General features: G+C 43.3%; 14 protein-coding genes. 9 read left to right on the forward strand and 5 right to left on the reverse strand.

From position 1 onward, the window contains the following. Positions 1-118: 118 nt before the first annotated feature. Positions 119-1,861, reverse strand: a complete 1,743-nt coding sequence (locus tag CA598_RS01450; RefSeq protein WP_094875076.1) for an SGNH/GDSL hydrolase family protein — start codon at positions 1,859-1,861, stop codon at positions 119-121. A gap of 237 nt (positions 1,862-2,098) precedes the next feature. On the opposite strand from CA598_RS01450, the gene CA598_RS01455 reads away from it, so the two are divergent. After that, the gene (locus CA598_RS01455; protein WP_094875077.1) at positions 2,099-4,954 is read left to right on the forward strand and encodes a glycosyl hydrolase 115 family protein; all 2,856 of its coding nucleotides are present in this window, start codon (positions 2,099-2,101) and stop codon (positions 4,952-4,954) included. Positions 4,955-5,009: 55 nt separating this feature from the next. On the opposite strand, the gene CA598_RS01460 is transcribed toward CA598_RS01455, so the two are convergent. The 4 genes from CA598_RS01460 to CA598_RS01475 form a co-directional block, all read right to left on the reverse strand. Beyond that, entirely contained in the window at positions 5,010-5,789 is a 780-nt protein-coding gene (locus tag CA598_RS01460) for a helix-turn-helix domain-containing protein (RefSeq protein WP_094875078.1), read from the reverse strand. Positions 5,790-5,883: 94 nt separating this feature from the next. Continuing rightward, positions 5,884-6,504: a TetR/AcrR family transcriptional regulator gene (locus CA598_RS01465; RefSeq protein ID WP_094875079.1), complete on the reverse strand. Its 621-nt coding sequence runs from the start codon at positions 6,502-6,504 to the stop codon at positions 5,884-5,886. A 44-nt stretch (positions 6,505-6,548) separates the two neighbouring features. After that, complete coding sequence (locus CA598_RS01470) at positions 6,549-7,739, reverse strand: pectin acetylesterase-family hydrolase (protein ID WP_256990309.1); 1,191 nt, start codon at positions 7,737-7,739, stop codon at positions 6,549-6,551. 168 nt (positions 7,740-7,907) lie between these two features. Further along, on the reverse strand, positions 7,908-11,039 hold the full coding sequence (locus CA598_RS01475; RefSeq protein WP_094875081.1) for an alpha-mannosidase: 3,132 nt from the start codon (positions 11,037-11,039) through the stop codon (positions 7,908-7,910). 249 nt (positions 11,040-11,288) lie between these two features. On the opposite strand from CA598_RS01475, the gene CA598_RS01480 reads away from it, so the two are divergent. The 8 genes from CA598_RS01480 (at position 11,289) to CA598_RS01515 (ending at position 25,791) form a co-directional block, all read left to right on the forward strand. Further along, on the forward strand, positions 11,289-13,103 hold the full coding sequence (locus CA598_RS01480) for a sensor histidine kinase (RefSeq protein ID WP_094869370.1): 1,815 nt from the start codon (positions 11,289-11,291) through the stop codon (positions 13,101-13,103). After that, entirely contained in the window at positions 13,103-14,671 is a 1,569-nt protein-coding gene (locus CA598_RS01485) for a response regulator transcription factor (RefSeq protein WP_094875082.1), read from the forward strand. Before CA598_RS01480 ends, CA598_RS01485 begins: the two co-directional genes overlap by 1 nt. A gap of 295 nt (positions 14,672-14,966) precedes the next feature. After that, a complete protein-coding gene (locus CA598_RS01490) occupies positions 14,967-15,848 on the forward strand; it encodes an ABC transporter permease (protein ID WP_094869451.1) in 882 nt (293 codons plus the stop codon). A 19-nt stretch (positions 15,849-15,867) separates the two neighbouring features. Beyond that, complete coding sequence (locus tag CA598_RS01495) at positions 15,868-16,791, forward strand: carbohydrate ABC transporter permease (RefSeq protein WP_094869368.1); 924 nt, start codon at positions 15,868-15,870, stop codon at positions 16,789-16,791. A gap of 86 nt (positions 16,792-16,877) precedes the next feature. Continuing rightward, a complete protein-coding gene (locus CA598_RS01500; protein WP_094869367.1) occupies positions 16,878-18,395 on the forward strand; it encodes an ABC transporter substrate-binding protein in 1,518 nt (505 codons plus the stop codon). 123 nt (positions 18,396-18,518) lie between these two features. Continuing rightward, positions 18,519-19,838, forward strand: a complete 1,320-nt coding sequence (locus CA598_RS01505; protein ID WP_094875083.1) for a glycoside hydrolase family 125 protein — start codon at positions 18,519-18,521, stop codon at positions 19,836-19,838. Next, a complete protein-coding gene (locus CA598_RS01510) occupies positions 19,835-22,993 on the forward strand; it encodes a beta-galactosidase (protein ID WP_094875084.1) in 3,159 nt (1,052 codons plus the stop codon). Before CA598_RS01505 ends, CA598_RS01510 begins: the two co-directional genes overlap by 4 nt. Positions 22,994-23,037: 44 nt before the next feature. Beyond that, complete coding sequence (locus tag CA598_RS01515; RefSeq protein ID WP_094875085.1) at positions 23,038-25,791, forward strand: alpha-mannosidase; 2,754 nt, start codon at positions 23,038-23,040, stop codon at positions 25,789-25,791. Positions 25,792-25,880 lie beyond the last annotated feature (89 nt).

Genomic DNA, 25,880 nt, shown 5'->3' on the forward strand with positions numbered 1-25,880 from the left:
AGCAATTCTGTCCATATAACAGCGAAAACCCGCTTATCGAGCGGGTTTTTTATTATGTTATGCACTATAGGTATCTTTTATAAATATGGTCATAAGCATGATTACTATGATTTGTTGATTAAAGGTTATAACCGAAGCCTAGAATAGTAAAGCACTTATCCTGATCTTCGGGCACCATTTTGATTTCTATTTGATGCTCATCGCTGACTTCATTTTGATATAGAATTACCGGATTGCAATGTGTCCAGTTGTTCACGTGAGGATCAGCAGTAACTGCAAGGCTGCCGTCTACGAAGATATCCGCCTTGCCGAATTCGCTGCTGCCGGAATCCTTGTATACGAGGATGAGATTTTTACTCGTTATTGTCAGCTTGAAGCTTTCTTCTCCAGACGCTCTTGAATGCATCCAATTATGAGGGAATTCCGGAGTACTGTGAGAGTCAGCATTCATTTCTACCCGCTGCAAATCGGTATCGATCCCCGAAAATCCACCTACTTCGATCTTACCTGCGTCAATATAGTTTTTTCGATCCAGCAGGATGGTTCCTGCAAAATCATTCCCGATAACCGGTCGTTGATCCAATAAGATCTCATCTTCATTCATTAGTGATTTATGGGTTTCGGTGAATAAATAAGCGAGACAATCAGCCATTACCCGGTGACCCTCATTTGTCGGATGATAGATATCATAGAAAAATTGCCGTTTAGAGATGATGTTGCCTTCAGCTTTACTCAGGCGGAACTGCTCGGATACGGCATCCTTTACACTAACCATAGGAAGATTATAATGGCGGCCAATGGGGGAGAGTCGATCCTGCAGGTTCCAGTCATTCATAAACACACTGAACAGAAGGATTACGGCAGGCTGATGATCGGCGGAAAGTATTTTTAAGCATAAGCTTTCAAAACAATTTCCTTTCGTTTCATCTCCTTCATCGTTTACCGCAAATTCCACTACCACGATATCTGGTGTTACGGAACCGTCTCTAAGAATATCTCTTTCATAACGGATGACGCCAAGCTCGGAGGGTGTTCCGCCGACCCCAGCCTTCACAAAATGGATGTTCTCGCCACCATTTGTGCCGAATAAGTCTTTAAATCTTAAATACGATTGGTAGGCATAACATTCCGTGTGTATCGGCTTAGCACCGGCTCCTTGAGTAATGGAACCTCCAATATAAGCGATCGTGACTTCCTCGCCCTTTATAGCCTTATTCATGGCAGCTTTTAATCTTTTATTATTGCCAGCGTGCAGCAAGGATTGTGTAATGATCTTTTGGTACTCATTCGATTCAAAAGCAACCGGTGGTTCAAGGATTAGCTCTGGAACAGAATAGCCGTCGTGCAAATAAAAAATAACACTCGCAATCGCCAGTTCGCCTGCGTGATTAAATTCAAAAGCAAATTTTCCGAGCACATCATCTTCTTCAGAACCCGGACAATCTGCTAACCTCAAAATAACCTCTGAACCATCGGCGGGGCAGGGTACACGTAAATAACTGCCGGTTTCATATTTACTAGTTTTGCCCCAGTGCTGCAATAAAAAAGTGACTGGATCTTCCTGCGTATTAGCCCTTCTGACGGATACTCCGATACTATGGACCAATTTGCGAAATCCAGTGCTGCTCCCCAGAAACTCCAGAATTGCCTCGTTTGTAACACCGCCTAAAAATTTGGCCTTATCGATCAGATAGTTACCTTCCAGATAAACTTCCTGTGACGGTTTGCCTTCGGCTCTTGCTGTTGCTTCAATTGCTGTTTCATACAGCACAAAAAAGCCGTTTCTACGATCAGCCGGGTCCTTTGGAGCCTTCGGACCTTCAATCTGTTCGCCTGCAATGAATTCGTTATTCTTTTCCATATGGATCATCCTCGCTTTGTAAGGTTCTCTTATTATGGATGCGCTTGCAAATGAAATGATTCTGCTACAGGGAATACCTGTTAACAGTAACATCAAATATCTAGATTGTTCAACCAATAAACAAAGTTTCATTTAATAATTACAAAAACTTGCTAGTTTGCACATGGAAGTTGAAATCGCTTACTTATATAATGTGCCTAGTCATACGAAAATAGGATGCTTAAGGGGAGAATAATCATGCCTACGCAGGAAATAAACCTTGTGAAGCAGGGCAAAGCTGTCAAGATTTACGTGGATCCCAAAGGGAAGGATTATGCCGGTTTGCGGCGCGTGGCTCAATCTTTTGCAGCAGATATTAAACAGGTAACTGAGGTAGAACCTGAGATATATACAGAATTGCAGGAATTGGATGGAACAGTCATAATCGCTGGATCGATCGGCAGTAATGAGCTTATCGATCGTTTAATTGCGGAGGGAACTGTGGATGTGTCCGCTATCCATGGGAAAAGGGAATGTTATCAAATTCAGGTAGTTGAACGTCCGACAGTAGGAGTGGACAAGGCGCTCGTCATTGTGGGGAGCGATAAACGCGGGACGATGTACGGGATCTATTCCATTTCTGAAAAAATTGGCGTTAGTCCGTGGGAATATTGGGCAGATGTTGTACCAGAGAAGAAAGCAACCTTGATCCTGTCTGATAGCCAGCTACATAGGATCTCCAAAGAACCTTCGGTTAAATACAGAGGGATTTTTTTGAATGACGACTGGCCGTCCTTAGGCTCTTGGGTAACTCAAAGATTTGGTGATTTTAATGAAGATTTCTATGACAAGGTGTTTGAACTAATTCTTCGATTAAAGGGGAATTATTTATGGCCAGCGATGTGGAGTGCCGAATTCAGCCTTAACGGTAAAAGCAATCCAATCGCCAACGCCCAGCACGCACAGGAATACGGCATTATAATGGGAACCTCCCATCATGAACCTTTATTTCGGGCAGGCAGTGAATGGCAGAAGGTATATAACCAATATGGAACAAGTAACTTATGGGATTTTGCCCGAAACAAACAGGCCATTACGGATTTCTGGGAAGATGGAATTAAACGGAATCAGGACTTTGACAATTTAATTACATTAGGGATGCGGGGAGAAAGTGATTCTGCGCTGGAAGGCTCCGACCAGGAGAATATTGACCTGCTGAAGGATATCATCCTTACACAAAAAGACTTATTAAAGAAATATAATCTTGAGCACGCGCCCCAAATTCTAGCCGTATACAAGGAAGTGGAGAAGTATTGGTATGGCACTGCTGAGGTTGAAGGCTTGAAGGACTGGGAAGTCCTGAATGAGGTTACGATCCTGCTGGCTGATGATAACTTTGGCAATCTCCGCAAAATCCCAACGGAACACGAACGTGATCGGAGTGCAGGGTGGGGGATGTATTATCATTTTGACTATCATGGTGGTCCGCATTCCTATGAATGGTTAAATACGATTCCGCTGGAAAAGGTTTGGGAGCAAATGTGTATGGCATTCGACTATGGCATCCGTGAGGTATGGATTGTGAACGTCGGGGATTTGAAGCCTATGGAATTGCCCATTTCCTACTTTATGGATTTGGCCTATGACTTTGAAGCTTGGGGTACTGGAGCGATTAACCGGACTGAGGAATATACCAAACGATGGGTAGAGCAGCAGTTCGGATATGCACTGGAACATGAGACATGCCTGGGCATCGCGCAATTGCTGAGTGAGTATACCCGAATGAACGGTCGCCGCAAGCCGGAGATAATTTATCCGTCAACCTTCAGTCCAATTCATTTCAATGAGGCACAGAGAGTGCTGAAGCAGGCGATTAGGATGGAGAATGCCGCTGACCAATACTATGCTCTTATTCCTGAATCATTAAAAGATGCGTACTACCAGCTTGTATATTTCCCTGCTGCTGCCTCAGCCAATGTGCTCAAAATGCAAATATATGCTGGACTTAACGAGCTATATGCTGGACGAGGCAGTGTATTGGCAAATACTTACGCTACTCTGACTCATGAAGCCATCGAAAGGGATAAACAGCTGGAACAGGTTTATAATAGCGGAATTTCAGAAGGGAAATGGCAAGGGATGATGAGTTCCCCTCATGTCGGGTATATTCACTGGAATGCAGAAGGGTGGAAATATCCAGAGGTGAGCATGTTGATTCCCGCTAAAGGCTCTATATTGATTGTTGATGTTGAAGGTACGGAGCAAGCGTATGTTGCGGGTACAGCGAATCTTCCGGTTTTTACAAATCTTCAAAAGGAAAATTATTGCATTACAATCAGCAACGGTGGAGAAGCGGGTTTTGAATATCAGGCAAAAAGCAGTGTAGCTTGGATCAAGCTTGAGAAAACATCGGGGTGGATCAAGGCTGGGGAGTCCTTACAGGTTTTTGTAGATTGGGAAAAGGTCCGTGAGGCATCGACGGGTGAAATTACGATCTGTGGTGCCGGGGGCACCGTTAAGGTGAATGTAGCTGTGGACTGGACTGACATTCAGGATGTGCCAGCGATGACCTTTATCGAGGCGCATAATAGAGTGGCCATTGAAGCGGAGCATACCTCAAGCCGTGTTGCACAATCAGGGGTGGAATGGAAGACCATTGCTAACTATGGGCGTTCTTTATCCTCGGTTAAAATGTTTCCGGATGCTGTATCTTTTGAACAACCGGAGTGTGCACCTTATCTGGAATATCAGGTTTTAGTACAGCAGGCTGCAGATTACAGCTTAACCGCGTATATTGCCCCAACGAACAACCTGTCACAGTCCAGCGGATTAAAATATGCGATAGGCTTCGATGCACAGTCGCCAGTGATTACGGATGCTCTACCTACGGATTTTGCGGGTGGCAATCATGATAATGAACCGTGGTGCCGCGCGGTTATGAATAATATCCATACCGTGACCACCATTCATGCTTTAACGAAGGGTATCCATACCCTCCGCTTTTACGGATTGGATGCGGGCCTGGTCCTGCAAAAGCTTGTGTTGACCGCTGCGGAGCTGCCGTATACCTATTTGGGCCCAGAGGAGAGCTTCTATACTAGGGGGATGCACTAATTCTTAGTTAGAGCTAATTGAAGGGCTGAATCCCCGAATGGTTCAGGGTCCTCCGTTATTTCAAGGCAGATGACGGAGGATAACCCTTGATATTTTTGAAAACATTACTGAAGTAGGCGACATCTTGATAACCACAGTGCACTGCTACTTCGGACACATTGAAGCCACCTGCGGACAGAATCATCTCGGCATTGTTCACCCGTACTTTATTTATGAATTCCTTATAGGTGGAACCAGTGTTTTGCTTGAACAGCTTGCCAAGATATACAGGATTTAAGGCAACCAAATCAGCTAGTTCCTTGATCGTAACTTCCTCCGAATAATGATCCATAATATAGGTCATTACTTTTTGGATTCTCAGATCGATCAGAGGTGTCTCCTGATGGTGGGTTATGCTTAACAGGCGATATACGATCAGTTGAAAAATGGCTCTGGCCTTCATTTTATAAAAAGGCTGTTTGCCCATCCATACATGTGAGAAATCTTTGATGTCCGCTAGGATCTCTTTAGTTCTCCAATTTTTGGTTACAGTCTCAAAAGGGAGCTGCACATGATTGTCCTCCCCCTCCCAGAAGAAATTAAACGCAAAAGAACGCATGGGAGCCTCCTTAAAAGTCTGCGCTTCCCGAATACTTCCGGAAGGTGCATAGAGCATATCACCAGCTTCAACCGTAAATTTCTCCCCATTAATAAAATAGTTCGATTTCCCTTCCACAATGAAGGTAAGGTCATGGAAATCAATTTTGCTCCTCGTTATCTCCCAATCCGGGAAGGATCTGCGGTCGACGAACAAAAAAACATTCGGAACTAGATTCTCATATTTGCCAATGTCCATTTCAGCCATTGCTCCTTCCGTATAACTAGAGCCGTACGAATACCGATTGGTATATTATACCGAAATGAAACCTATTACGAAAAGACTCTTTTAATCATCGGGAATGCCGTACGCCATGCATAATGAAATCCTTGAATTGTCGGTCCGTTGCCCGTTCTTCCTCCGTAACCACACCGCCCCGCTGATGCGTAATAATAACGGCTTTTTGTAAATACATGAAATACAGGTGGGTGGACTTCTGCAGAATGTTCAGCCACTTATTTTTTTCCTCCGGATCCACTGCTATTGTGTCAAGCAGTATAAGTCGCGAATACCAGCCTTCCATGGCCTTCTTAAAGTCAGGCAGTTCTGCAGGATTCTTAGAAAGCGTGCTGTAATAAACTCCAAAAATGGCATCATAGTAGATCAGTGATTCCTGATGATCTCTTAAAGCCAAATATTTATCCAGAATGTTCTCCAGTGATTGTACCGGCTGTTCAAAATCAAAATCAAACAGCAGCTGTCCAAACATCCGCTCCAGGTTAAGGACATAGATTTGAGCGGCTAATTCTTCTTTGTCCTTATAATGATGATACAAAGTGCGCCGGGAGACCCCGGCTTGTTCCGCAATCTGAGCCATATCCGTGCGCTCAATACCTTGAGCACAGAACAAGCTGAGCGCTGTATCCTTAATGATCTCCCTCGTCATTTGCATCTGCTTTTCACGCAAATTCATTAATTTTCTCTCCTGCCTTGTGCGAGTATTTCGCTAATTCTAAGCTATTTCTGAGCTGGCTTCGACGTCATGAGGAACTTGCTGCCCACGGAATAGGGATTCTGATGGTTGACTGCATCACCTAGCCATTTCAGCAGTTTCACACCATCTTGTTCAGCCTGAAAGAAGGTCTCTCTGGTTGCAAAAGTGTGCGGGGTTGTACCCGTCTTTGCATTTAGCCCATAGTCGGTCAGATAGTAATAATAATTAGGTAAAGTGGCAGCCAAAGAAGATACAGATTGCCGCATTTCCTGTGACCATTCATTAATAATGCGTTGATCTCTGGGCCCTTTGTAATCGTTGATGTTGTTCTGAAAGTGGATCAGAATCTCGTCAAATACAGAGTAGGATTGTAATATTACCGCATTCGCAGGCAGTAGATGACCGTTCGCTTTAAATGCTGCCCCGATGATATCAGCTTCAGGGGTATATCCAAAGTTCTTAACGAAGTCTGCCTGCCATTCCTTATTCACAACATTTGGCCACTTGTCTGATTTCAGGAAGGAACTGTCTGAATATTGGAAGATCTCGGAGTCTTTGTAATGAGAGGCGATCTCCGGAGCCCAGAAGGCGGACCCGAATCCACCAGCACTTTCACCTGCAATTAGCAGTTTGCCGGGCTTTTCCACGTTGGCATATATCCAATCAAGGCTGCTTCGCACATTATTACTGCCGTTATAACGCATTGTAAAGGTGCTGCCGTCCTCTTTTTTATATTCAACCGTACGGTTACCGATATGGAAATCACCCGTCGAATAGGGAAGGTAGACCACGTTCCATCCATGAAAAGGATTGGCAGGGTTATCCGTATCCATCATGCCTCTCAGCAATGTCAGCATATAGAAGGGGATGTTCTGGAAATAGTTTCCCGTATCTCCACCTTTAATGAAGTTCAATAGCTTGATTGGGTGCGCAGCGCTTTGGGCATCCCAACTGGCCCCTCCCCCGGAAAAAAAGATGATCCAGTTATTAGTTTCACCCTTTTTATTCCAGATGAAATACTCTGATCCATCACTTGAAATGACATTTCCGTCCAGCTTGACTTTATTCCACTCATAAGGCTTCACTTCCGTGATTACGGGGGTGGCGGTGGCCGGTCTCTTGATCACAAAAGCGCTAATCGCAAGAATAGCAATCATAGCAAGGCTCAATAATCCAATGCATGTGAATATCGTAATTTTCCCCATTCTTCTCATATACATCTCTCCCTTAATTGGAGTATACGCTACGTTAACTCATTGCGCAATGTGTATACTTAAATTCAAAATAAACAATCATAATCGAAAAACGGGGTGTCCTCGCAGCCTTTTATACATGGCTACAGGGACACCCCGATGTTGTATGTTACTTCATTTAATTAGATTCTACACTTCGATTTCAAATGTTCTAATCTCGTAAGGATCAAGTACAAAGGTAATGACAGGTTCAGTGTGAACCTCACCTTCAGGACGTTCCATTAAATTACACTCTTGCCATGAAATAATGTTCAAGTCGCTCATCATATCAATCTGCTGGCGGCTTCCGGAATAGTCGTGAACACGTACGACTAATTTTTGGCCATCTTCAGATTTCTTAAGGGCAGATACCATAACTGTATTCGTAGAAAGACGAATCATGGACTTTGTTTCCACTTCAGCTTGCCCCATGGTGCTCCGCAGTGGATTGTTGATGGACCAGGCTTGACGGACGGTATCACCTTGTAGCCAATCCCCAGTATGAGGCAGGATAGAGTAGGTGAATGAATGTTCGCCTTGATCCGCATCAGGGTCAGGGTGTGTTGCCGATTTGATTAGGGATAAACGCATCACATTATCCTTGATATCGTAGCCATATTTGCAGTCGTTCAGCAAGCTGACGCCATAACCACGATCTGATAAATCTGCCCACTGATGACCCACAGTCTCGAATCTAGCGTAATCCCAGCTAGTGTTCCAGTGTGTTGGCCGCTTAACATTACCGAACTGGATATCATAAGTGGCATCGGTAGCTCGTATCGCAACAGGGAAGGCTACTTTCATTAGCTGTTTTTTCTCATGCCAGTCTACGTTCGTCACGAAGTCGATACGACGATGTCCAGCGTGTAAGATCATTTGCTGTTTAATCGTGGAATCCATATAACTCCATGTGAATTGCACAATACAACGTAATGAACCATTTTCTATGACTTCAATGCTAGTGCAGTCGATCACTTCGCGCATTTTTTGCTGATAATAGATGTCAATGTCCCAAGCTTCGTGTGCTAATGGTTTATCCTCAAACACTTGGAACACATTACCGTGACTTCCATTAGCTAATACTTGACGCTGTTCGTGTTTATCAAAGATGGATGACAATTGACCTTTCTCGTTCCACACTATTTCAAGATGAGGCGTTGAAATTCCTGATTCACTTAGCTTGAATGGAGTGCTTAGTGGCTCAGAATTCACATCTGTCACGAAGGAGATGGTGGTGTATCCGAGAGAAGGAATGTCGGACACTTCAATGATCCAACGGTCACCTTCACGTTGAGCTTGAAGTTGTTTACCTTCTGAACTTACCCAATGTCCTGCTTCCATCCCAGTCTCTACTGCGATTTCTACAAGCTCAGTGACTTCCCAAGAAGCATTGTTCCAGATGGTATATTTACCGGCTTCACTTCCGTTCACTAGTGCCTTCGTAGATTGTTCCCACACAGATTGACCAATGGCTTCGGCTTGAGCATATTCAATCGTACTGTCTTCATACACTTCACGGATCGAAGAGCCAGGGATAATATCATGGAATTGGTTACGCAAAATAATTCTCCAGCCCTCGTCTAAGTCGGTCTGACGATAGTTCGACCAATCTTCAGACACCACACTTTGCAGTGCGTTTAGCCATTCCGCCTCGCGGTATAGCAGTTCAAGCTTGCGGTTCATCCGCTTATTGTAGGCTTGGCTAGTGTACGTGCCGCGGTGATATTCTAAGTAAAGCTCACCATCCCATACATGGACATAACGATCTGTATTAGCAACGGTTTCTTGCAGATTACGAAAGTAATCTCCTGCTGTTCCTGTTTCAATCTTCGGTAGTCCTGGGAGATCGCTCAGTCTACGGCGCATCTCTAGCATTTCACGGTTAACCCCGCCGCCGCCATCACCATATCCGTAAGAAAGTAATAAATTGCGATTCACTTCTTTGTCCCGGTACGTATCCCAAATCCCTTTTACAGTCTTAGGAATGATGCGGCCATTATAGGTGTAGAACCAAGAATCTTCTTCAGACCAAGGCTCAGGTGTTGTAATGAAGTGTGTTAATACTTCAGTGCCGTCAATACCACGCCATTGGAAGGTATCATGTGGCATGCGGTTGTATTGATTCCAGCTAATTTTCGTGGTCATAAACGTATTAATTCCTGATTTTTTTAGAATTTGTGGCAAGGACCAGCTGTAGCCAAATACGTCCGGCAGCCATAAATAATCACATTCAACACCAAATTCATTTCGCAAGAAGCGAGTACCATATAGCAATTGACGGACAAGAGACTCACCTGAGGTTAAGTTACAATCCGCCTCTAGCCACATGCCACCGCCAGCTTCCCAGCGTCCTTCAGCTACACGTTCACGAATCTTCTCGTAGATTTCTGGATAATCGTTTTTGATGTATTCATAGAGCTGAGGTTGAGTCTGTAAAAAAGTATAGTCAGGGAACATTTCCATCAGACGGAGTACGGTCGAGAAGGAACGCGCACATTTCTCACGGGTATGCTTCAATTGCCATAACCAAGCTACATCAATATGGGTATGACCAATACAGGTAACAGTAACTGGCGAAGACTTTTCCATTTTATTAATTTCATCACGCAAATAATTACGAGCTTCCTCGATCGAAGCGTAGAAGACCTCTGAACCTGGACGAGTCCAGTCAATCAGAAGAAACGAGCGGTCTACTGTGCTTAGCAGCTGTGTATATTCTGGTGTTTTTGAATCGAGTACGTTCAGCGTCTCAACTACAGCAAGTGCAGTAAAGTAGAAATCATCCGTTGCATCGTCCAGCCAACAAATTTCTGCCATACGAATGCCATGGGTTTGATCTTTTTTAGGACCGCCACCTTCAAGTCCCGACCATAAACGGAAGGTAAGTGGAAGCTTCGTACCTACCGTTTCATCCGGCAAGAACACTTCTGTATGATTGGAATCTACGCCTTGATAGGGTTTACCATTGTAAAAGAATAAAGATTCAAAGCCGGAGTTGTTTCCGGCACCCGTTTCGCCAAAATCAAATCGACCCAGTACCCTGCGTCCTGCCCAAGAGGCGGGTACGTCTATCTGTGTCGTTAGCCATAAATACAAATCGCGGCCTTTCCAGGTATCGCCAACCTGTAGCTTAGACCATTCTCCATCCACGGGTGGTTCCGCTGCAATTTCACCTTGTTCGTCAATCATAGAATTGAAAAAAGGAATGTGTATTCGATCCCGGTAACGATATTCGGAAATCTCGTTTAGTTGGGAGTTGAGTTTACGTTTGGTTAGAAACATGAGTAATAGCCCTCCATTATCTTGATGGGGGACGAGGATTATAAGATTTATAGGGTAATTACAGGTTTGTTTGGGGGGTAGAAACCAACTATAGACGATTTTAAGCGAGATGTAAACTCATGATAAAGAAAAAGTATGCGGGGAAGAAAGATTTACATCTAAAAATGAATGCGCTCCCATTGCACAAAAAGAAAGGTGGTGTTAAGCTTCTAATCCTAAAGGTCTAGATTTTGAAGGAAGGTGAATTTGTTGAATATAAAGAAATTTTATCAAAATCATTTACGAAAAAAACTGTTTAATAAAATTTTAGCTATATATTCATCCATCATCATTATTACGCTCATTGCCTCTTCCATTACCGTTTATAAATACTATGAACAGACGATCACGCGTCAACATGTTGATGCTAATCGAGAGGTATTGGATTACGTGAGTTTATATATGAATCAGCAGTACGAAGGGATCCAATTGGCCATCCAGCAAATTTATAGTGATGCTTCTGTAAGTGAGGATTTGTCCTACTTTTTGCAACATGATTATGGAGATTATCTAAAATATCGTTTAGATCAGTTTGCTGAGATTGGGAGCTTCGTACCCCATACATTCGATACTTACTTCAAAACATATTTGAATCAGAAAAGTGGTATTTCTGACGTTATCTTATACAGCACTGAGAAAGAATTTTATTATTTATATAAAAATAATACACGACAGCTCTACAAAAGAGATATAGATATTTCAGAGCAAAAATCACCCATACCCAAGAATGGTTGGGTTTCGCATGAGAAAAAATTATTACTTAAGGAAATAAGGGAAGACAATAACAATTTGTATACGATGACTAGGGAGCTTAAAGATCCGATTTCATTGAAAACGATCGGTATGCTCATTATAGATTTTGATGCTGAACTTATTTCAAAATGGCTTGGTACGAAAGGTACAGAGAATAATGGTCAAGTGTTGGTTCTAACACCAAGCGGTGATGTCATATATGATTCCTTAGGAAGGTATATGGGACAGCAGTATCCGCATATCGCTGGTCTTTATTCAGACAACTGGACTGCACTGGATGGATTATCCAAAGTTAACTTAAATACAACGAATAGCTCAGGTCTTATTGTGGCAGGGATCATTCAGAAGTCGCAGGTCAATAAAGAAATGGTGGTAGTACGAAATTGGATTATCGGGATAACGGCAGCACTTATTGTTGCGGCAATGTCCATTACATACGGAATCATTTTACGTTTCTCTAAAAAAGTGAAGATCATTGTCAAATCTATGAAGCGCTTACAGGAAGGCGACTTAAGTACACGCATTCACCTTAACCGAGAGGATGAATTGCAGCTCATTGCCAACAATTTTAACTATATGTGTGAAAGACTAGAGCTGTATATTAATAAAGTTTACATTTCAGAAATTACGCAAAAAAATGCAGAACTCGTTGCTCTTCAATCGCAGATTAATCCGCATTTTTTATATAACACGCTTGAAGCTATAAGGATGCGGGCTATTTCGCAAGGTGCGAAGGATGTAGGTCAGATGATTTACATTTTATCTACGTTATTCCGAACGATGATTAAGAAAAGTATGGTTGTTACCATCGCTGATGAGATTGAATATTGCAATCTATATCTTGAGCTGTTTCAGATTAGGCATAAAGATAAGCTTCAAATCGAGTCGCGAATAAGTCCAGTGGCTATGAATTGTTCTATCGTTAAACTGCTGATTCAGCCGGTCATTGAAAATTATATTGTTCACGGATTCAGGCCCGAACGCTCCGATAACCTAATCCGCATTGAAGTCACTGAATCTGACGGCAGCATTCAAATTGCTATTAGAGATAACGGGAATGGGATTATTCCCAGCAAGCTAACGGAACTTCAAAAAACACTTCAAGTCAGTATGCGAATGGATGCACCACCTTCCTCGCTTGGACTATGTAATGTGAATGAGCGAATTAAGCTTTATTATGGGGTTGAATATGGATTATCGATTGCTAGTGAGATAGGTGTAGGAACATCAGTCATCATGAATATACCAGTGGTAAGGGAGAGTATTAAATAATGCACAACATACTTATTGTGGATGATGAACCTCTTATTCTTGAAGGATTACGTTCAGTGATCGAATGGGAAGAGTATGGACTAAGAATCGCTGGGCAAGCGAGTAATGGGGAAGAAGCTTTAGAATTTTTGCATAGCCATAACGAAGCCATTGACATATTAATTACAGATATTACGATGCCAAAGCTTACGGGACTTGAACTCATTCAACAAATTAAATCTTTTGATTCAAAAATGAGATTTATCATCTTAAGCGGCTATGAACAATTTGAGTATTTAAAAGCTGGAATGAGTCTTGGCATTGAGAATTATATTCTTAAACCCATTAACATAAAAGAATTGGAATCGACCATTGAGCAAATTGTTGAGGTCCTCAATCAAGAGGATGTTGAACAATTTCATGCGAAGGAGGATCAGCAAGTTTTACGTAACAATATTCTAAATCGTTGGGTCACAGGAAATATAGACAGACAGGAGCTATTGCATCGTTCAAAAGTCTTAAATATTTCCCTGGACCGTTCATGTTTTACGGTGGCTGCGATTCGGCTTATTACGGAACATGAAGAGGATGAGAGTCAACTGCACCCTAATCAACTTATGGAAGAATGTTATCGTATCGCTGTGCAGTCCGTAGCCGAGCGCGGAACAGTTATTGTTTTTATAGATATGGAAGGTGATCTTGTTCTTATTGTTGCGGAGTCGGCTGAAGATGAGAACAAAGAAGAAATGTATTGCATGCTGCAACAAGTGCAATGTGAGATTATGCTTGAATTAGGAAAGTCTGTCTGGATTACGATAGGAAGTAAGGAATATACTTTTCAAGAAGTACCACAAAGCTATAAAAAAGCGAAAAGTTTATATGTGGATCATCTCATGCTGCCGGGCTACCCGATTATAGATGTGGACCAACTGTCGAAGATGGTGTTACATGAGGAAAAGCTCGAAATTGATTATGAAGCATTTACTAAACTATTATTATCTGGAGAGCGTGAGGCGGCAAATCAATTTATTGCAGAAACATTCCAAAAGCTGTTCGGATGTGGCGTAATTACACGCATTGATAATTACAACGTGGCGATTGAATTAATGTTGATCGCTAAGAATATGGAGAAGAACTGTAATTTCAGTGCGGTGTTTAATCCTTTGCTACGCATCCATACCATTGAGCAGTTACTTCATCATGTACAGGAAAGTGTGAATGAAACACTGGACCAATTATCGCTAGTGAGTGATGAACTCAGTCCGAATATGAGATATATGGTGGATCAAGTGAGCAAACATTATAGAGAAGAACTATCTCTGAAGACGCTCAGTCAGCGAATGAATATGCATCCTACTTACTTGGGACAGCTATTTCAGAAGGAGATGGGGCGAAGCTTCTCTGATTATGTGAATCAATTCCGAATTGAAAAAGCAAGACAATTGCTGCTTCAAACTACGTTATTAACCAATGAAATTGCAGCTGAAGTAGGGTATCTAGATCCAGCGTATTTTTATCGCCAGTTCAAAAAATCAGTAGGCATATCTCCAACAGAACTTCGAAAGATGTATAAAAAAGAAAAGGCGTAGGATTTAGGAAATGTTCCCGGGTGTCACGTTCAAGTGGAGGGTTCACGAACGTTGGTCACGAGAATGTTTCCTTTTTTTTGTTCAAATCATAAGTCGATCTTTAATTTTTACATATCATTCTGGAGTTTTTCAACTTTATGAAACCGCTTTTATAGCCCAGAATAAAAGATAGTTAAAGGGGCAAGGAAATAAGATCGAAAGGGTATTACGGGGATTGTTTGGGGATAGAGAAGGGGGATGTAGAATAGTGTCTGCATTTTTCAAAAGCTTAAATAAGGATAAAGTACTGTGGTTTATGGTATTACCAGGGACAATATGGTTCCTAATTTTTTGTTACTTACCGATGTTCGGAACCATTATTGCATTTAAGGATTTCAAGATTCATCGGGACGGTTTCTTTGCAAGCGTTTTAAATAGTAAATGGGTTGGCATTGAAAATTTCAACTTTTTGTTCTCGACGGAGGACGCCTATATTATTACAAGAAACACGATACTGTATAACTTGGCGTTGATCTCTCTCGGTTTAGTTCTTGCGGTGGGCATTGCGATCACCTTGAATGAACTTGTGAACAAACGGACGGCCAAAGTTTATCAAACGGCGATGTTTATGCCTTATTTCCTTTCTTGGGTAATTATTAGTTTCTTTACATTCAGCTTCCTAAGTGTAGATAAAGGGATCTTGAATCAAGTGATTACGTACTTTGGAGGCGATCCTGTTTCCTGGTATGGGGATACACGCTTTTGGCCATATATCCTAATTTTCATGGGGATTTGGAAATCAATTGGTTATTCAAGTGTTGTTTACTTAGCGGCTATTGCGGGTATCGACAAGTCCTATTATGAAGCAGCTATGATTGATGGGGCCAGCAAATGGCAGCAAATTAAGTTTATTACACTTCCCTTGCTTAAACCTTTAATGGTAACGCTAACTATTCTTGCGATTGGTGGTATTTTCAGATCTGACTTCGGTCTATTCTATCAAATTCCTCGGGATTCCGGTGTTCTATATTCCGTAACGAATGTTATCGATACTTATATCTATCGAAGCATGAGTACGACAGGAAACCTAGGGATGAGTACAGCAGCGGGTCTATATCAATCAATCGTCGGATTTATCATGGTAATTGTAACGAATTCTATTGTGAAAAAAATCAGCAAAGAAAACGCGATATTCTAGGAAGGAGTCAATTGACGTTATGGAAGTATTCAAACGTAAGCCGAAAGAAGTCGACAACAACGCCATTACTCCTTTTTGGAATGTGGTACTCAATATTGTGATAGGAATTTTCGCTTTTACCTGTGTGTTTCCGTTCTTGTTTGTCATAGCCATTTCTTTTACAGATGAGAAAGTCCTCGCTTTAAATGGATTTAGCTTAATTCCAGAAAAATTTAGTATGGCGGCATATCAGTTTGTTTTTAACACAGGAGATCAGTTATTTCGTTCCTTTGGAGTCACCTTACTTGTTACTGTACTAGGTACGCTCATTAGCTTATTTCTAATTACAACTTACGCCTATGTTCTTTCTCGAAGATCATTCCGCTATCGTAATTTTTTCAGCTTCTTCGCCTTTTTTACGATGTTATTCTCAGGCGGTATGGTTCCAAACTATATCGTAGCAACGCAGTTTTTACATTTGTACAACACGATCTGGGCTTTGATATTGCCAATAGCGATGAATGCATTCTTTATTCTAGTAATGCGGACCTTCTTCCAGACTTCAGTGCCTGATGCACTTATTGAGGCAGCTAAAATTGACGGTTCAGGGGAGTTTCGAACGTTCCTGCAAATTGTACTTCCGATCTCTTTACCAGGGATTGCAACGATTGGATTGTTCTGTACGCTGGGCTATTGGAATGATTGGTTTAATGCGCTGCTGTATATAGATGATGCGAGTCTTGTACCGCTCCAAGCGATGCTGATGCGAATCCAGAATAATATGGAGTTCGTCATTCAGAACAGTATGCAGATGGGATCAAGCTTTGAGATTGCTGCGACCTTGCCGACAGAAACCGTTCGTATGGCGATGGTTGTACTGGCGACCTTGCCTATAGCACTAGCGTATCCTTTCTTCCAAAAATATTTTGTACAAGGCTTAACCGTAGGCTCTTTAAAAGAGTAACGTTATTATGATGTATTTATTCGAATCGCTAGTACTAGGAAACGATATAAATAAAAAGTTAATTAATCTAAAGGGGGAAAATAGAAATGAAAGCGAAAAAAAGTTTAACGCTGGCTCTTGTAGGAACAATGCTTTTGTCTGGCCTTCTTGCTGGATGTGGTTCGAATAATAATACAAATGCTGCTAAAGAAACAAACAATTCAGCGGCTGCAGGGAATTCAGCAGAGAATACATCGGGATTAAAGCCATATGAGCTGAAGATGTATTTAATTGGTGGACCTCAAAAGGATTTGGATCTTGTACTAAAAGAAGTTAATAAATATACCCAAGAAAAAATTAATGCGACGTTGAACATTACGATGTTCGATTGGGGCGATTACGATAAGAAGATGCAAGTCATCACCGCTTCTGGTGAGCCTTATGACATTGCCTTTACCTCTTCTTGGACAAATGATTTCCGCCGTAACGCAGCTAATGGTACCTTCTTGGGTCTGAACGATTTGCTAGATAAGTATGGAAAGGAAACGAAAGAAGTTTTGGACCCTCGTTTCTTAGAAGGAACTAAGATTAAAGGTGAGATCTACGGTGTTCCTGTAAATAAGGAGCTTGGACAGCAATGGGTATGGCGCTTCAATAAGAAATATGTTGATAAATACAACATGGACATTTCCAATATTCGTACATTGGATGATCTAGAGCCACTTCTTAAAACAATTAAAGAGAATGAGCCTGCGGATATTACACCGCTAGCTGTTCCTAAAGGCTTTAAACCATTCATGCCATTTGACTATGTACTAGGTGATGAGTTACCTATCGGGGTCTATATGGATTCCACAGATGGCAAGGTTGTTAATATTCTGGAGACACCTGAACTTGCAACATCGTTAGATACGATGCGTAGACTTTACACAGCAGGTTACTTACGTCCAGACGTTGCAACCCTTGAAGGTATTGATAACATTAAGACAGGTAAATGGTTTGCCGATCGCGAAATCACACAGCCTTATGCAGAAAAAGGTTGGTCTCGTTCAGCAGGTTATGAAATTGTAACTTCGCCTATGCATGAGCCTTATGTATATACACAATCCGCCGCAGGTTCGATGCACGCTATTTCCGTAACCTCAGGTGATCCTGAACGGGCTATGATGTTCTTGAATCTTTTGAACACAGATAAGTACTTACGCAACTTGCTCAACTATGGTATTGAAGGCACTCATTATAAGAAAATCTCCGAAAATGTCATTGAAGATCTGCCAGCTATGCAAGATAGCTATGCAATGCCAGGCTTCACGCTTGGAAATATGTTACTGACTTATCTGCATGCAGATGACCCTGCTGATAAATGGGATGCTTTCAAGAAGTTTAATGATTCTTCAAAAGAAGCCCCTACCTTCGGTTTTGCATTTGACCCTACACCTGTAAAAACAGAAGTAGCAGCCATCAACAACGTAACTAAAGAATTTATGCCAGCGCTATACACAGGTTCTGTTGATCCTAAAACATATCTGCCAAAAGCAACCAAGAAATTTAAAGAAGCTGGACTGGAAAAAGTCATTGCTGAAGTTCAAAAGCAACTTGATGAGTGGAACCAGACAAAGAAATAAGCTTTGAACGTAACAAAACGCCTACGATTAATCTAAAGGTAACACAAATAGGATTAGTGGAGACGGGCAGCTATGCTGCCCGTCTCTCTATCTATACTCATTTTTATCAAGAGGAGTGGGAATATGGAACAATTTAGACTGCCAACGATCTCAATGCCGAAGCTTCCGCTTCCACAAGCGATTCAAGAGGTATTGAACGAAGCAGAGGAGAAATTAGCTCATCGGCCTAAACTACTGCAGCTCTTCAAGAACTGCTTCCCGAATACACTTGAGACAACGACTAAGCTCATGGATGATGGAACAACATTCATCATTACTGGTGATATCCCTGCTTCCTGGTTGCGGGATTCTGTAGAGCAGGTTATGCACTATGTGCCATTTGCGAAGAATGACCCGGATCTTCAACGTATCATTAGCGGTCTAATTAAACGACATATTCAGTATATACATATTGATCCGTACGCCAATGCGTTTAACGAAACAGCAAATGACTGGCATTGGAGCACTAGCGATATTACGGAAATGTCCCCTTGGGTGTGGGAACGTAAATTCGAGATCGATTCTCTCTGTTTTTCTATGCGTCTGGCTTATGCCTATTGGAAAGAAACGGGGAAGACTGATATATTCGACGCCGGATTTAAGGCAGCAATGGTCAAAATATTCAACTTATTTAAAACTGAACAGCGCCATAACGAATTATCTCCATACCGTTTTACGCGTAATAACGGAATTCCTGAAGATACGCTGCGCAACAACGGCCTTGGTATGCCTGTAAATTACACGGGTATGGTCTGGTCAGGGTTCCGATCAAGCGATGATGCTTGCGACTTCCATTACAATATCCCGGGGAATATGTTCGCCGTTGTTGCCTTACGTCATATGCAGGAATTCGCAGAATGGGTATTCCGTGATCTTGAATTTCTAAAAGAGCTTAAAGCATTAGAAGCGGACATTGATCATGGCATCAAGCTGTATGGGATTTACCGTCATCCTAAGTTTGGTCCAATCTACGCCTACGAGACCGATGGGTATGGCAACTACTGCTTGATGGATGATGCGGGAACACCGGGACTCATGTCGATTCCTTATCTCGGCTATGTTACGGCAGAGGATGAGATTTATCAGAATACACGCCGATTTGCGCTGAGCAAGGAGAATCCTTTTTACTTTGAAGGAACCGCAGCGAAAGGGATTGGCAGTCCACATACTCCGAAAGATTATATCTGGCATATGGCATTGTCTATGCAAGGTTTGACGGCTTCTACGAAGGAAGAGAAGCTGGACATGCTTGCGATGCTAGAGTCAACAGATGCGGGGACTGGTTTTATGCATGAAGGATTTCATGTCGATGACCCGAATATATTCACTAGGAAATGGTTCGCTTGGTCCAATAGTCTGTTCTCCCAACTCGTCTATAAAGCGATGAAGGAAGGACTACTATGAGCAGCCCTAACAGACCTGTAATTATATTCTATGATTCTGATTTTCCGATTTCGAATTCGATTCCTAGCGATGCGATTAAATTCATGCGTGAGTTCGGTACGATTGTGAATGGAGATCAGCTTGCAGCAGCGCTTAGGGAAACCGAAGGCGGCTGTTTCATTAATCTGCATGCACCCTATTTTCCAAAAGCGGCATGGATAGACATTCTTGGATATTTGCAGAGAGGTGGCGGGCTGATCAGCATTGGAGGTGCCCCCTTCAAACAACCCGTTCGCTGGAAAAATGAACAATGGCATGTGGAAGCGGAGCAGACTTCATATCATCAAGAGCTGTATATTCATGAGGCATTACGTGTTGATTGTTCTCGTAATCAATCCTTGCTAGCATCAGATGTCATTCCTTTGCTTAAGGGTCAAGAAGCTCTCTTTTCAGCGAGTGAAGAGACATGGAACCTTGTGCCACATACGACGAAGACGAGTGATTTGCCCCATCAAATGGGGTCGGCAGGTCCGATGAGCACACGCATTTACCCGCTTTTGAAGGGAATTACGCATGAGGACCGGGAAACTGCCGCTCCAGTAGTTCTTTGGGAGAATACGATTGGTTTATTTGCAGGCTCACGCTGGTTGTTCGTAAATACGGCTGCAACGTCTTCTTTATGGAAGGAAAAAGGGCTGTCCGCGATGTCTGAGTGGGTTCGTTTCTGCAGTAAGGGTGTAACGGAAATGTGGGTTAAGCCAAATTACGCGTCATATGAGCCAGGAGAACGCGCTTCTCTGACACTTCAGATTCAGCAGCTTGAGCGGGTAAAACCTTCTTTGCGAAATGAAGACAAATGGAAGTTAACAATGTATGTTGAGCATGAATCCGATCCCTCCTTGCGTTGGTCCCACAGTTTGGAGATGAAGGCTAATGCTGAGCTTAACATCGTTCGGGTGCCTATTCCTCTGGAAATTAGGAGCGGTCTATTCCAAGTGATCTGCGAAGCGGAAGCCAGTGATGGTGAGGTCCGTATTCTTCGTCAAGGGTTCTGGGGGCATGCCCCTGAACTTCTTGCAGCAGGTCAACCGGTAACGAGTGGTAGAGATTATTTCATAAAAGATGGGCGTCCGCTACCTGTTGTGGGGATGACATATATGACGAGTGATGTGGCACGGAAATTTCTATTTCTGCCGAACGTCGGGGTATGGGATCGCGATATGGATCAAATGCGGAAGGCAGGGATTAACTGGATCCGAACAGGAATCTGGACGGCTTATCGCAATGTGATGCAAGACGATGGTCATGTTTCAGAAGAGGTACTGCGAGCGATTGATGCCTTTATCATGACGGCGAAGAAGCATGATCTTCAGGTGACTTTCACGTTCTTCTCCTTCACACCGGAAACGTGGGGTGGGGTAAATCCTTACTTGGATCCCCAAAGTGTTGAGGCTCAGAAGCGGTTCATTCGTTCTATTGTATCTCGTCATAAAGCGTCTTCGAATGTAGATTGGGATCTTATTAATGAACCGTCGATGTTTGATCCGGTACGGATTTTCTCGGAGGGTCCGAGTTCATGTCATGATCGCTTCGAGCAACAAGCTTTCATAGAATGGCTTCGGCATAGACATGGGGAAATCGAAGTGCTACAGGAACGTTGGAATATGACACCCGCACAGCTTCCAGACTTTGCATCGGCAGGGCTGCCAGAAGCGAAAGAGATGAACTTCGATGTACAGGATATGCACAGCGCTAAAAGAGGGACACGTTGGCTTGATTATTGCTTGTTCTCTATGGATATGCATAACCGGTGGGTGAAGCAGTTATATGACACCATTAAGGAGCAATGTCCAGATCAGATGGTTACGGTTGGGCAGGATGAAGGGCTAGGGGCACAGCGACCTTCGCCGTTCTTCTACGAGGAGGCGGTGGATTACACCACTGTACATTCCTGGTGGTTTAATGATTATCTGGTGTGGGATGGCATCTTTGCCAAGACGCCTAATAAGCCAAACCTGATTCAAGAAACCGGCGTCATGTATGTAGAAACTCCTGATGGACGAGCCAAACGTTCGGAGCTAGAGCTGCGAAATCTGCTCGAACGCAAATATGCCTATGCGTTTGGAACTGCTGGTGCGGGGGCCATACACTGGATTTGGAATACGAACTTCTATATGGATAATGCGAATGAGTCCCATATCGGAGCATTGAGAGCAGATGGAACCGAAAAGCCAGAGGCGGATGTCTCTTATGACTTCGGGAAGTTTATAGAGGGCATTCGTGACGTATTTGGAGATCGGAAACTGGAAGAGATCGCTGTGGTGTTTCCGTATTCGAATGATTTCTCTAACCGGAAGCTGGCTTTCGCTGCTACAACAGAGCTTACCCGTATTCTTTCATATGATCTGAAGATGCCTTTCAGAGGGGTTTCTGAATACCACTTGGATGATTTGGAGAAGCACCCTGTGAAGCTTATTATGCTGCCAAGCGCGCATAACTTCGATGATGCAGCGATGGAAAGGCTGTTACGCATCGTTGAAGCAACAGGTGCGGTATTACTTGCTACAGGCCCGCTCGACATTGATGCTTACTGGCGTTCTTCAGAGCGCTTAAGTGATATTCTCGGCAAGCGTGAATTGCGTAATGTGCGCCGTGAAGAAGTGCTTAGCCTTCAAGGTCAAGAACTACCCGTCTCCTTCGGTCACCGGCGGATTGCTGAGGTATCGAAGGAAACGATGATTCACGAATCCGGCGGAAGTGGAAGTTCTGCCATAGATACTGTCGTGAATATTCCACTCGGCAAAGGCCGGCTCCTATGGAGTCCACTGCCCGTTGAATTGAGCGACCGAAGTGACACTACAGCTGCACTGTACAGCTACGCGATGACTTCTGCTCGTGTGGAGTGTGATTTGGAATGGATTAGTGGTGGGAACTTAGCAGGCATCTATGGACGGAAATTGAGCTTTGATACGGGGGCGCTGTTCACCTTCGTGTCGGAATATGCTCAGGATGTGAACATAGAGGTAATAGATTCGGCTACTGGCCGGACCTACGCATTCCTATTAGAACAGGAACGTTCTGTCCTGTTCGCTACGGATACTAAAGGAAATCTGCTTGGCGTGTATCGCCCGCAGGAAGTAGAAATCCATTTAACTTATCCACAGCTACTACATTAAGCATCTTAGTAGAGAAACGTATTGCATATAAGGAGGTCTTCACTTTGGAAAGCTCAGATAAATCTATTAAACCTCAGACTGCTCATATCATTTCTCATACCCACTGGGACCGGGAATGGTATCTTCCATATGAAAAGCATCACGTGCGCCTTATTAAACTGGTCGATGAATTGCTGGATCGATTGGACGCGGATGGTGAATTTAAGAGTTTCTTTCTGGATGGACAGACCATTATTCTGGAGGATTATCTTCAAGTTCGTCCCGAAAATCAAGAGCGTCTACAAAAATATATTACGGAAGGTCGTCTTCTGATCGGACCTTGGTATATACTGCAGGATGCTTTCCTTACCAGCGGAGAGGCAAACGTACGTAATATGCAGATTGGTCATCAGGATTCGAAGCGTTACGGAGAACCTTCCAAAATCGGTTATTTTCCGGACACCTTTGGTCTAGTTGGCCAGACTCCACAATTAATGAAGCAATCGGGCATTAATAATGCCTTTTTTGGAAGAGGTGTAAAGCCGACTGGATTCAACAATACAGTATCGGACGGTGGATATGAATCTTCGTTCTCGGAGCTGGTATGGGAAGGTCCGGATGGATCGAAAGTGCTTGGCATTTTATTTGCAAACTGGTATTCGAATGGAAACGAAGTGCCAGTGAATGAAGCAGAGGCACAAGAGTTCTGGGAGAAGAAGTTAGCAGATGCGCGGAAATTTGCCTCTACAGGCGAGCTACTATTCATGAACGGCTGCGATCATCAGCCGGCTCAGCTGGATTTGCCGGAGGCGATCGAAACTGCGAAGCGGCTATATCCAGATATGGAGTTTGTCCATTCTAACTTCCCTGATTACCTTAAGGCTGTAGAGGATGTAATGGATCACAACAAATTATCGACCGTAAAGGGCGAACTGCGAAGCCAGCACACTGACGGATGGGGGACGCTAGTGAATACCGCATCTGCTCGTGTTTATTTGAAACAGATGAATCAGGAAGGTCAGGTCTTGCTTGAAAAAGTGGCCGAGCCACTTGCTTCGTTCGCGCATTTACTGGGCAAAGATTATCCCCATCATCTGTTCACCTATGCCTGGAAGACGCTGATGCAGAATCACCCGCATGACAGCATTTGCGGCTGCAGCGTGGATGAGGTGCATCGAGAAATGGTCACCCGTTTTGATAAAAGCCGCCATGTAGCAGAGACCATTGTTGATGATAGTAAGCGTGTGATCGCAGATGCGGTTGATACGTCTGGTTTTACAGCATATGGTGAAGAAGTGCTTCCACTCGTAGTTATGAATACGACCGGATGGAGTCGCACGGGTACAGTGAGCATAGAAATTGATGCGGCACGTCTATATTTGCGAGAGGGTTTCTCTTTAGAAGAAACAGCCAGCCGTATGAAAGATATTGATTTAAACGGCCGTGAATTAGTAGACGATCAAGGGAATACCATTACATGCCAGATGGAGGATTTGGGTCTTCAGTTTGGTTATGATTTGCCTGACGATAAATTCCGCCAGCCCTATATGTGCCGCCGAGTAAGACTTACCTTTGAAGCTGTGCAAGTTCCGGCGCTGGGTCTTTGTGCATATGCGTGGGTTCGCCGTGCTAACGCAGGGTTGCCTATAGCTCCTGAATCTTTGCTTCAAGGGGATCGGGTGTTGGAGAATGAGGCCATCAAAGTAGTGATCCATGATAATGGTTCATTTACGCTGAGTGACAAAGCCAGTGGCATGACCTACCGGGATCTTGGTGTGTATGAGAACACAGGTGATATCGGGAATGAATACATGTATAAACAGCCAGAGGGTGAACAAGCTTTAACGACTAAGGGACTACAGGCGAACATTTGTGTTCTGGAAAACACACCTTATCGAGCATCTGTGGAAATTAAGCATGACTGGGAGATTCCAGTCTCAGCAGATGATAAGCTGGACGAGGAACAGCGTGCTCTTGTGTACTACCCAGAGCGGAAAGCGCAGCGCAGTAGTGACACAGTCATTCTTAAACTTCGTACCGTAATTAGCTTGGAGCGGGGCGGAAAGGGGCTGCATATTGAAACGACGATAGACAATAAAGCCAAAGATCACCGGATTCGTGCGCTATTTCCGACAGATTTGAACACCGCCACACATCATGTGGATTCGATGTTTGAGGTTGCGGAGCGGAATATTGAGCCAGCTGCAGAATGGATGAATCCGAGTAATACGCAGCATCAGCAAGCCTTTGTTGATATCAGTAATGACACAGCCGGTCTAACCGTCGCTAACTTTGGATTAAATGAATATGAAGTGCTAAGAGACGGTCGTAACACCATTGCGATTACACTACTCCGTAGCGTGGGTGAACTGGGAGACTGGGGGTTGTTCCCAACTCCAGAAGCGCAGTGTCTCGGAGAGCACGTTGTACGTATGGAGCTCATCCCACACACAGGAGATGGTATAGCCTCAGGTGCTTTTGCTGAAGCCTATCAATTCCAGATTCCTTGGATCGTATGTCAGACTGATGTACATGAAGGAGCAATTGCTCCGGTGTATACTCCATTCGAATGGGAGAGTCATGAGCTCGCATTTTCCTCTCTAAAAATGAACGAGCAGACTGGAGACCTACTGCTTCGCTGGTACAACATGAGTCAGCAGAGTACCGACCTGACCATCCGTTCAACGATACCGCAGCAGTATTTCTATAAGACGTCGATCCTGGAAGAGGAGAGCCACCCACTCTCTAGTGAAGAGAAAGGCAGTTCGCTCTTACAGATCGGTCCATGTGAAATTATAACGATTGGTATTCGGAGATAATATGAATATAAAGACGATAGTTAACCTAGGCATCAGCTTGGGAGCTATCGTCTTTTTTTAAAAAAAAGATTGCCAAATATAACTAATAA

This window comes from Paenibacillus sp. VTT E-133291 (genome assembly GCF_002264395.1).
In the GTDB taxonomy this organism is placed as follows: domain Bacteria; phylum Bacillota; class Bacilli; order Paenibacillales; family Paenibacillaceae; genus Paenibacillus_AQ; species Paenibacillus_AQ nitricinens.